The organism is Synechococcus sp. R5-12, from assembly GCF_047502655.1.
In the GTDB taxonomy this organism is placed as follows: Bacteria; Cyanobacteriota; Cyanobacteriia; order Thermostichales; family Thermostichaceae; genus Thermostichus.
In genome coordinates this window covers 1-1142 of the sequence record NZ_JANSIM010000213.1, presented here as the reverse complement: position 1 = coordinate 1142, position 1142 = coordinate 1, and the positions used below count along the sequence as shown (strand labels likewise).

At 57.9% G+C, this 1142-nt stretch carries 1 protein-coding gene; it reads left to right on the top strand.

From position 1 onward, the window contains the following. The first annotated feature begins 37 nt into the window (after window positions 1–37). On the top strand, window positions 38–1102 hold the full coding sequence (psbA, locus tag NW843_RS11030; protein WP_011432036.1) for a photosystem II q(b) protein: 1065 nt from the start codon (window positions 38–40) through the stop codon (window positions 1100–1102). The last annotated feature ends 40 nt before the right edge of the window (window positions 1103–1142 follow it).

Sequence of the window (1142 nt, the reverse complement as noted above, 5' to 3'; positions counted from 1 at the left end):
TGTCAATCTTCGCGCTTCCTTAGGGAAGTTTGTCCTCATGACTACTGTTATCCAACGTCGCTCAACCAGCAACGTGTGGGAGCAGTTCTGCGAGTGGGTCACCTCCACCGATAACCGCCTTTACATTGGCTGGTTTGGGGTGCTGATGATTCCCACCCTCCTGACTGCCACCACCTGCTTTATCATCGCCTTCATTGGGGCTCCGCCGGTGGACATTGACGGCATCCGCGAGCCCGTTTCCGGTTCCTTGCTGTACGGGAACAACATCATTTCTGGGGCTGTAGTGCCCTCTTCGGCAGCCATTGGCCTGCACTTTTACCCGATTTGGGAAGCCGCCTCACTGGACGAGTGGCTGTACAACGGCGGTCCGTACCAGCTGATTGTGCTGCACTTTTTGATTGGGGTGTTCTGCTACATGGGACGCGAATGGGAGCTGAGCTACCGTTTGGGGATGCGGCCCTGGATTGCGGTGGCTTACTCTGCGCCCGTGGCAGCGGCCACAGCAGTGTTTTTGATTTACCCGATTGGGCAGGGGTCGTTCTCGGATGGGATGCCCCTGGGGATTTCGGGGACCTTCAACTTCATGCTGGTGTTTCAAGCGGAGCACAACATCCTGATGCACCCGTTCCACCAGCTGGGCGTGGCTGGCGTGTTTGGGGGTGCGCTGTTTAGTGCCATGCACGGGTCGCTGGTGACCTCGAGCCTGATTCGGGAGACCTCGGAAGAGGAGTCTCAGAACCTGGGGTACAAGTTTGGGCAAGAGGAAGAGACCTACAACATTGTGGCGGCGCACGGGTATTTTGGCCGGTTGATTTTCCAGTATGCGTCGTTCAACAACAGCCGGAGCCTGCACTTTTTCCTGGCGGCTTGGCCGGTGATTGGGATTTGGTTTACGGCGCTGGGGATCAGCATCATGGCGTTCAACCTGAACGGGTTCAACTTCAACCAGTCGATTGTGGACAGCAACGGTCGAGTGGTTGGGACGTGGGCTGATGTGCTGAACCGGGCGAACCTGGGGATGGAAGTGATGCACGAGCGGAATGCGCACAACTTCCCGCTGGATTTGGCGGCGGTGGAGGTAGCGCCTGCGGTGCGTGGCTGATGGCCTGACCTGACGCTTCAACAGCATTGGTGGATCCCCC

Coding starts and splice junctions, on each gene's coding strand:
- psbA (WP_011432036.1), top strand. CDS start 38: ATGACTACTGTTATCCAACGTCGCTCAACCAGCAACGTGTGGGAGCAG.